This is a genomic window from Streptomyces chlorus (assembly GCF_042655885.1).
GTDB classification, from domain to species: domain Bacteria; phylum Actinomycetota; class Actinomycetes; order Streptomycetales; family Streptomycetaceae; genus Streptomyces; species Streptomyces chlorus.
On sequence record NZ_JBHSOA010000097.1, the window covers coordinates 1 to 7517 of the forward strand.

General features: G+C 70.7%; 8 protein-coding genes and 1 pseudogene. 2 read left to right on the forward strand and 7 right to left on the reverse strand.

Going from position 1 to position 7517, the window contains the following annotated elements:
• On the forward strand, positions 1 to 413 hold a 413-nt coding region (locus tag ACFPZI_RS32035; protein ID WP_381370623.1), incomplete at its 5' end, for an FMN-binding protein.
• A 55-nt stretch (positions 414 to 468) separates the two neighbouring features.
• Positions 469 to 1206 (forward strand): FAD:protein FMN transferase, encoded by a 738-nt coding sequence (locus tag ACFPZI_RS32040; RefSeq protein WP_381370641.1) that lies wholly within the window; start codon positions 469 to 471, stop codon positions 1204 to 1206.
• Between the two features lie 70 nt (positions 1207 to 1276).
• On the opposite strand, the gene ACFPZI_RS32045 is transcribed toward ACFPZI_RS32040, so the two are convergent.
• The 7 genes and pseudogenes from ACFPZI_RS32045 to ACFPZI_RS32075 form a co-directional block, all read right to left on the reverse strand.
• Positions 1277 to 1816, reverse strand: a complete 540-nt coding sequence (locus tag ACFPZI_RS32045; RefSeq protein ID WP_381370626.1) for an arginine repressor — start codon at positions 1814 to 1816, stop codon at positions 1277 to 1279.
• 78 nt (positions 1817 to 1894) lie between these two features.
• Positions 1895 to 3103, reverse strand: coding sequence for an acetylornithine transaminase (locus ACFPZI_RS32050; RefSeq protein WP_381370629.1), 1209 nt, complete (start codon positions 3101 to 3103; stop codon positions 1895 to 1897).
• Entirely contained in the window at positions 3100 to 4035 is a 936-nt protein-coding gene (argB, locus tag ACFPZI_RS32055; protein ID WP_381370632.1) for an acetylglutamate kinase, read from the reverse strand. Before argB ends, ACFPZI_RS32050 begins: the two co-directional genes overlap by 4 nt.
• A complete protein-coding gene (gene argJ / locus ACFPZI_RS32060) occupies positions 4032 to 5183 on the reverse strand; it encodes a bifunctional glutamate N-acetyltransferase/amino-acid acetyltransferase ArgJ (protein ID WP_381370635.1) in 1152 nt (383 codons plus the stop codon). Before argJ ends, argB begins: the two co-directional genes overlap by 4 nt.
• Positions 5180 to 6208 (reverse strand): N-acetyl-gamma-glutamyl-phosphate reductase, encoded by a 1029-nt coding sequence (gene argC / locus ACFPZI_RS32065; RefSeq protein ID WP_381370638.1) that lies wholly within the window; start codon positions 6206 to 6208, stop codon positions 5180 to 5182. Before argC ends, argJ begins: the two co-directional genes overlap by 4 nt.
• Before the next feature lie 307 nt (positions 6209 to 6515).
• Positions 6516 to 7178: a hypothetical protein gene (locus ACFPZI_RS32070; RefSeq protein WP_381370644.1), complete on the reverse strand. Its 663-nt coding sequence runs from the start codon at positions 7176 to 7178 to the stop codon at positions 6516 to 6518.
• Positions 7178 to 7453: pseudogene (locus ACFPZI_RS32075) on the reverse strand (DUF2199 domain-containing protein); the annotation flags it as partial. The pseudogene ACFPZI_RS32075 and the gene ACFPZI_RS32070, both read right to left, overlap by 1 nt.
• Between the last annotated feature and the right edge of the window lie 64 nt (positions 7454 to 7517).

A 7517-nucleotide genomic window follows, 5' to 3' on the forward strand; every position in this document is an offset into this window, starting at 1 on the left:
GCTACAAGAAGTCCCTGCAGTCCGCGCTGGACAAGGCGAAAGCCGCCGGAGCCGCCGAGAGCGCCGGCGCCTCCGCCGCGGACGCCTCCACCGGTGACGGTTCCGCCGGGAGCGGGGGGAACGCCCAGGCCGCCCTCAAGGACGGCATCGTGACCGGGGACGCGGCACAGACGGAGTACGGAGCCGTGCAGGTCCGGATCACCGTCGAGGGCGGGAAGATCACCAAGGCCGAGGCCGTGCAGGCGCCCAAGGGCGGCCAGAGCGACCGGGTCACCAACCAGTCCGTCCCGAGGCTCAACCAGGCCGTCGTGAAGACCGGCGGCGCGGACATCGACGCCGTGTCGGGCGCCACGTACACCAGCGCCGGATACAAGAAGTCGCTGCAGTCCGCGCTGGACCAGGCCGGTGGCTGAGACGGTGGCCGAGTCCGCACAGGCTCCCGCCGCGGTGCGTCATACGGAGGAGACGATGGGGACCGTCTTCTCCTTCGACGTCCGCGGCGGGCAATCCGCTGCCGTGCACGCGGCGTTGGAGGACGCGGCCGCCGGACTGCGCCGCGTCGACGAGGTGTTCAGCACGTACCGCGACGAATCGCAGATCTCGCAGCTGGCGCGCGGCGAGCTGACGGTCGGGGAGTGCGACCCCGAGGTCGCCGAGGTGCTGGAGCTGGCCGCGGAGGCGGAACGGGTGAGCGACGGCTGGTTCAGCACCCGCTACCGGGGCCGGCTCGACCCGACCGGCATCGTCAAGGGCTGGGCCACCGAGCGGGCCGCGCGACGGCTCGCGGAGGCCGGGGCGGTCGGGGTGAGTCTCAACGGCGGCGGTGACGTGCAGTTGCTGGGTACGCCGGGCGCCGGGCGGCCGTGGCGGGTGGGTGTGGCGGACCCGCTCCGTCCGGGCGGCCTGGCGGCCGTCGTCTCCGCTGCCGGGGCCGACGAGCTGGCCGTCGCCACTTCGGGCACCGCCGAGCGCGGCGATCACATCGTCGACCCGCGCACCGGCCGCTCCGCCGTGACCGACCTGGTCTCGGTGACGGTGGTGGCGCCCCGGCTGACCTGGGCCGACTGCTGGGCCACGGCCGCCTTCGCGATGGGGTCCCGGGAAGGGCTCGCATGGCTGGAGACGCTGCCCGACGCGGAGGCCCTGCTGATCACCGCGGGCGACGAGGTGCGCTGCACGGGGGGCCTGGCGGCCCGGCTGGGGTGAATCCCGAATCGGGGCAAGGGGACGCCGCGGCCGTGCCTCCGGGGGCGGCCGCGAGCGCCACCCGGCCCGTTCAGTTCCCGTTCTGCGCCAGCCTCAGCATGTGCTCGGCCAGCGCCTGCCCGCCCGCAGGGTCGCGGCTGATCAGCATGAGGGTGTCGTCGCCGGCGATGGTCCCCAGGATGTCGTGCAGTTCGGCCTGGTCGATCGCCGAGGCCAGGAACTGGGCGGCGCCGGGCGGGGTGCGCAGGACGACGAGGTTGGCGGACGCCTCCGCGGAGATCAGCAGTTCCTGGGAGAGCCGCCGCATCCGCTCCTCCTTGGCGGACTCCCCCAGCGGTGCGCGCGGGGTGCGGAATCCGCCCTCGCTCGGCACCGCGTAGATGAGGTCGCCGTCGGTGTCGCGGATCTTCACCGCGTTCAGCTCGTCCAGGTCCCGGGAGAGCGTCGCCTGGGTGACGCTCAGTCCGTGGTCGGCGAGCAGCTTCGCCAACTGGCTCTGCGAGCGCACCGGTTGCCGGTTGAGGATGTCCACGATTTGGCGGTGGCGGGCGGTGCGGGTCTGCGGTACGGCAGGCCCGGCAGGCTGTCCGTAGTCCTGATCGTGGCTCATCGTCGTCTCATTCTCCGGTTGTCCTCGGGGGCGTTCTTCGGCTCGTGGTGCGGTTCTCGCCCCGGTTCGCGGTCCGGCTCACTGTCCGGCTCGTCCTTCCCCGTCCGCTGCCCGGCCGACGGCGTCCAGGATGCCGGGCAGCGCCCCGAGGAAGGCGTCCACCGCGTCGTCCCCGAGGATCAGCGGCGGCATGAGCCGTACGACATCGGGGGCGGGCGCGTTCACCAGGAAACCGGCGTCCTGAGCCGCCTGTTGCACCTGGGGCGCGAGCGGTTCGGTGAGCACGATACCCAGGAGCAGGCCGGCACCCCGGACATGGCTGATCAACGGGTTGGCGAGGGCCTCGATCCCGTCGCGGAGCCGCTCGCCCTGCCGCTTGACGTTCTCGAGCAGTCCTTCGCTCTCGATGGTGTCGAGGACGGCGAGTCCGGCCGCGCAGGCGACCGGGTTGCCCCCGAAGGTCGTGCCGTGCTGGCCGGGGTGCAGCAGGTCCGCGGCGCGGCCGAAGGCGACGGTGGCGCCGATCGGCAGCCCGCCGCCGAGCCCCTTGGCGAGGGTGACGATGTCGGGCAGGACGCCTTCGTGGGCCTGGTACTCGAACCAGGTGCCGGTGCGGCCGATGCCGGTCTGCACCTCGTCCAGGACGAGCAGCGCGCCTGTGGCGGCCGTGATGGCGCGGGCGGCCTTCAGATAGCCGGGCGGGGGCACCACGACCCCGTTCTCGCCCTGGATCGGCTCGATGACGAGCAGTGCCGTGTCCGCGGTGACCGCGGCGGCCAGGGCCTGCGCGTCACCGTAGGGCACATGGGTGACGTCCCCGGGCAGCGGTGCGAACGGCTCCCGCTTGCCCGGCTGGCCGGTGAGCGCGAGGGCGCCCATGGTGCGGCCGTGGAAGCCGCCGTCGGTGGCGACCATGTGGGCCCGGCCGGTCAGCCGTCCGATCTTGAACGCGGCCTCGTTGGCTTCGGCGCCCGAGTTGCAGAAGTACACCCGGCCGTCACGGCCGAAGAGCCGCAGGAGCCGTTCGGCGAGCGCGACGGGCGGCTCGGCGACGAACAGGTTGGAGACATGGCCGAGGGAGGCGATCTGCCGGCTGACAGCCTCGACGACGGCCGGGTGGGCGTGGCCGAGCGCGTTGACGGCGATACCGCCGACGAAGTCGGTGTACTCCTTGCCGTCGGCGTCGCGGACGGTGGTGCCCGCGCCGCTGACCAGGGACAGCTTCGGGGTGCCGTAGTTGTTCATGAGCGCGCCCTGCCACCGCGCGGTCAGTTCCTCGTTGCTCACGACTCCCCCTGTGCGTGCGGTGTCCGGTCCTGGGACTGCGGTGTCTCGTCGGGCACGACCATGGTGCCGATGCCCTCGTCGGTGAAGACCTCCAGCAGGATCGAGTGCTGGACCCGGCCGTCGATGACGCGGGCGGTGGTCACGCCGTTGCGTACGGCGTGCAGGCAGCCCTCCATCTTCGGCACCATGCCCGAGGACAGCTCCGGCAGCAGCTTCTCGAGCTGGGACGCGGTGAGGCGGCTGATCACCTCGTCGGAGTTCGGCCAGTCCTCGTAGAGCCCCTCGACGTCGGTGAGGACCATGAGGGTCTCGGCGCCCAGAGCAGCAGCGAGTGCCGCAGCCGCCGTATCAGCATTGACGTTGTAGACATGGTGGTCGTCCTGGGAACGGGCGATCGAAGAGACGACCGGGATACGGCCGTCGGCGAGCAGGGCCTCGATGGCGCCGGTGTCGATCTCGGTGATCTCGCCGACCCGGCCGATGTCGACCGGTTCCCCGTCGATCTCGGGTCGGTGGCGGGTCGCGGTGATGGTGTGCGCGTCCTCGCCGGTGAGGCCGACGGCGAAGGGTCCGTGCCGGTTGAGCAGCCCGACCAGCTCGCGCTGCACCTGTCCGGCCAGCACCATCCGTACGACGTCCATGGCGTCCTCGGTGGTCACCCGAAGGCCGGCCTTGAACTCGCTGACGATGCCGTGCCGGTCGAGCGCGGCGCTGATCTGTGGGCCGCCGCCGTGCACGACGACCGGCTTGAGGCCGGCGTGCCGCAGGAAGACCACGTCCTGGGCGAAGGCGTTCTTCAGTTCCTCGTTCACCATGGCGTTGCCGCCGAATTTGATGACGACGGTCTTGCCGTGGTGCCGGGTCAGCCAGGGCAGCGCCTCGATGAGGATCTGCGCCTTGGGCAGGGCGGTGTGCTTCCGGGTGGTGCTCACGACGAGTACGCGCTGTTCTCGTGGACGTAGTCGGCGGTGAGGTCGTTGGTCCAGATGGTGGCGGTCGCGTCACCGGCGCCCAGGTCGGCGACGATGTGGACCTCGCGGTAGCGCATGTCGACCTTGTCGCGGTCCTCGCCGACGCCGCCGTTCTTGCACACCCAGACGCCGTTGATGGCGACGTCGAGTGCGTCGGGCTCGAAGGCGGCCTTCGTCGTACCGATCGCGGACAGCACTCGGCCCCAGTTGGGGTCCTCGCCGTGGATGGCGCACTTGAGGAGGTTGTTGCGGGCGATGGAGCGGCCCACCTCGACGGCGTCGTCCTCGGTCGCGGCGTTGATCACCTCGACCTTGATGTCCTTGCTGGCGCCCTCGGCGTCCCGGATGAGCTGCTGGCCGAGGTCGTCGCAGACGGCGCGTACGGCCTCGGCGAACTCCTCGTACGCGGGGGTGACGCCGGTCGCGCCGGAGGCGAGCAGCAGCACGGTGTCGTTGGTGGACATGCAGCCGTCGGAGTCGACGCGGTCGAAGGTGACCCGGGTCGCGGCGCGCAGGGCCCGGTCCAGTGCCTCGGCTTCGACATCGGCGTCGGTGGTGAGGACGACCAGCATGGTGGCGAGGCCGGGGGCGAGCATGCCCGCGCCCTTGGCCATACCGCCGACGGTCCAGCCGTCCTTCGTCACGACGGACGTCTTGTGCACGCTGTCCGTGGTCTTGATGGCGATGGCTGCCTTCTCACCACCGTGCTCGGACAGCCGGCCCGCGGCCGTCTCCAGCCCCGGGAGCAGCTTGTCCATGGGGAGCGTGACGCCGATGAGCCCGGTGGAGCAGACGGCGATCTCGCCCGCGCCGGTCCCGAGTATCCCGGCGGCCTTCTCGGCGGTGGCGTGGGTGTCCTGGAAACCCTTCGGTCCCGTACAGGCGTTGGCGCCACCGGAGTTGAGGACGACAGCGGCGACCTGCCCGCTCTTCAGCACCTGCTCGGACCAGAGCACGGGCGCGGCCTTGACACGGTTGGAGGTGAAGACGCCCGCGGCGGCGCGGCGCGGTCCGTTGTTGACCACGAGGGCCAGGTCCGGGTTGCCGTTCTCCTTGATCCCGGCGGCGATGCCCGCCGCCGTGAATCCCTTTGCTGCCGTCACACTCACGGCGCGACTCCGATCGTCGTCAGTCCGGTGGACTCGTCGAGCCCGAGGGCGATGTTCATGCTCTGCAGAGCGCCGCCCGCGGTGCCCTTGGTGAGGTTGTCGATGGCGCTGATCGCGATGATCCGCCCTGCGGCCTCGTCGTACGCGACCTGGACCTGAACGGCGTTGGAACCGTGGACGGACGCCGTCGCGGGCCACTGGCCCTCGGGGAGGAGGTGGACGAAGGGTTCGTCGGCGAACGCCTTCTCGTAGGCGGTCCGGACGGCCGCGGCGGTGCTGCCGGGCCGGGCCTTCGCGGTGCAGGTGGCGAGGATGCCGCGGGGCATCGGCGCGAGCGTCGGTGTGAAGGAGACGGAGACCCGCTCCCCCGCCGCCGCGCTGAGGTTCTGGATCATCTCGGGGGTGTGCCGGTGGACGCCGCCGACGCCGTACGGCGACATCGACCCCATGACCTCGCTGCCCAGCAGGTGCGGCTTGGCCGCCTTGCCCGCGCCGGAGGTGCCGGAGGCGGCGACGATCACCGCCTCGGCCTCGGCGAGGCCCGCCGCGTACGCCGGGAGCAGGGCGAGCGAGACGGCGGTCGGGTAGCAACCGGGCACCGCGATGCGCTTGGACCCCTCCAGCGCGGCGCGGCCACCCGGCAGTTCGGGCAGGCCGTAGGGCCAGGTGCCGGCGTGCGGGGAGCCGTAGAACTTCTCCCAGTCGGCGGCGTCGGCGAGCCGGTGGTCGGCCCCCATGTCGACGACGAGCACCTCCGGCCCGAGCTGCTCGGCAACGGCGGCGGACTGCCCGTGCGGCAGCGCGAGGAAGACGACGTCGTGCCCGGCGAGCACCTCGGCGGTGGTCGGCTCCAGCACCCGCTCGGCGAGCGGCACCAGATGCGGCTGCAGGCTCCCGAACCGCTGCCCGGCATTGGAGTTCCCGGTCAGCGCACCGATCTTCACTCCCGGGTGCGCGAGCAGCAGCCTCAAGAGCTCCCCGCCCGCATATCCACTGGCCCCGGCCACAGCCACTCGTACGCTCACGGAAACCTCCTCATCGATGGCATGACTATACGGACAGATGCAGGTTTATGCAATGCGGGCCGGACTGCCGACATACGCCGTTTGTGACCGAGATTTTTAGTTGGCGAATCTTGGTCCGAGCCGTGCAGGTCAGGCGGGCTTGGAGAATTTTTGTTGGCAGATCTTGAGCGGGACAGTTGGCGGATCATGAGCATGGATGTTCACTGTGCGTGAGTACCGGGGTGTTGATGTTGATGATCTGTTGTGACTGAGCGCGATAGTTGGCCCGTCCAGCAAAATAGGTGCTCAGATCTGGCGGCGCCGGCGGTCAGCCGCCGTGGAGCCCCCACTCGTCGAGGCCTTCGTAGACGTGGGCTTCGAGACATTGAGGTGCGTCAAGGCCGACGGCCTCGCCTCGGTAGAGGGCGATGAGCGAGTCCTTGCCTCGCCACCAGGTGTCCGTCACACCCTGTACTTCGGGCACCAGCTCGTAACCCCCGAGGTCCAATGACTCGACGGCCTTGCCCTTGATCCTTGTGACGGCCTTGGCCCAGCGAGTGGCATGGGCGGCGAGCGCCAAGGACTCCACCCATCCGTCTGTGCTCGCATGCAGAGGTGTCCAGCGGTGGGCGCCGATCCCGAATGCGCCCTCGGGGCCGATCATGAATCCGTAGGCCATGGACACCCGGCAGTTCCCCGCCGGAAACGACCAGCCCTCAGCGGCCGAGCCCTCGGGGCAGTCGGCGTCCAGGATGCGCGGGCCGCCCTCGTAGAACGGGGCAGGCGGCAGGGCGAGGCCGCCCCAGCGGTCCTGGAAGTCAGCGGCCCGGTCGATCTCCGCAGCGGGGATCCTGTGTTCGATCCACGCGTCGCGGTGGCGCCGGATGTCCTGCCGGGGGACACGGATGCCGTCCACCTCGACGAACCTCTGCGCCCGGCTGCTCAGGCCGACAGGCGCGACTGGGATCGGCGATACGGAGTTGTCAGCCATCATCGCCGCTCACCACCGCCGCCGTGGAGTACGGCCGACGCGACCTCCCGCACGCGGTCCAGAGTGATCCCCGTGCGCTGTTCGACGGCGAGGGGATGGTCGGTGGACTCGAGCTCGACGTAGGGACGCTCACCGACCGGGCGAGTGTGGACATGCGTCTTCAGGTTGAGGGTCGTGGGCGAGTAGACCGGCAGGTCGCTGGTGAGCCAGCCGAAGTACGACTGCTCCGCCTCGCGGCCGGGCCTGTCCCACAGATCTGCAGCCCGGGAGAAGTTCGAGCAATGCTCAGTACCTGTGGATCAGTTCCGGAGGGCACGCGAAGGGCGTACCTTCCCGAAT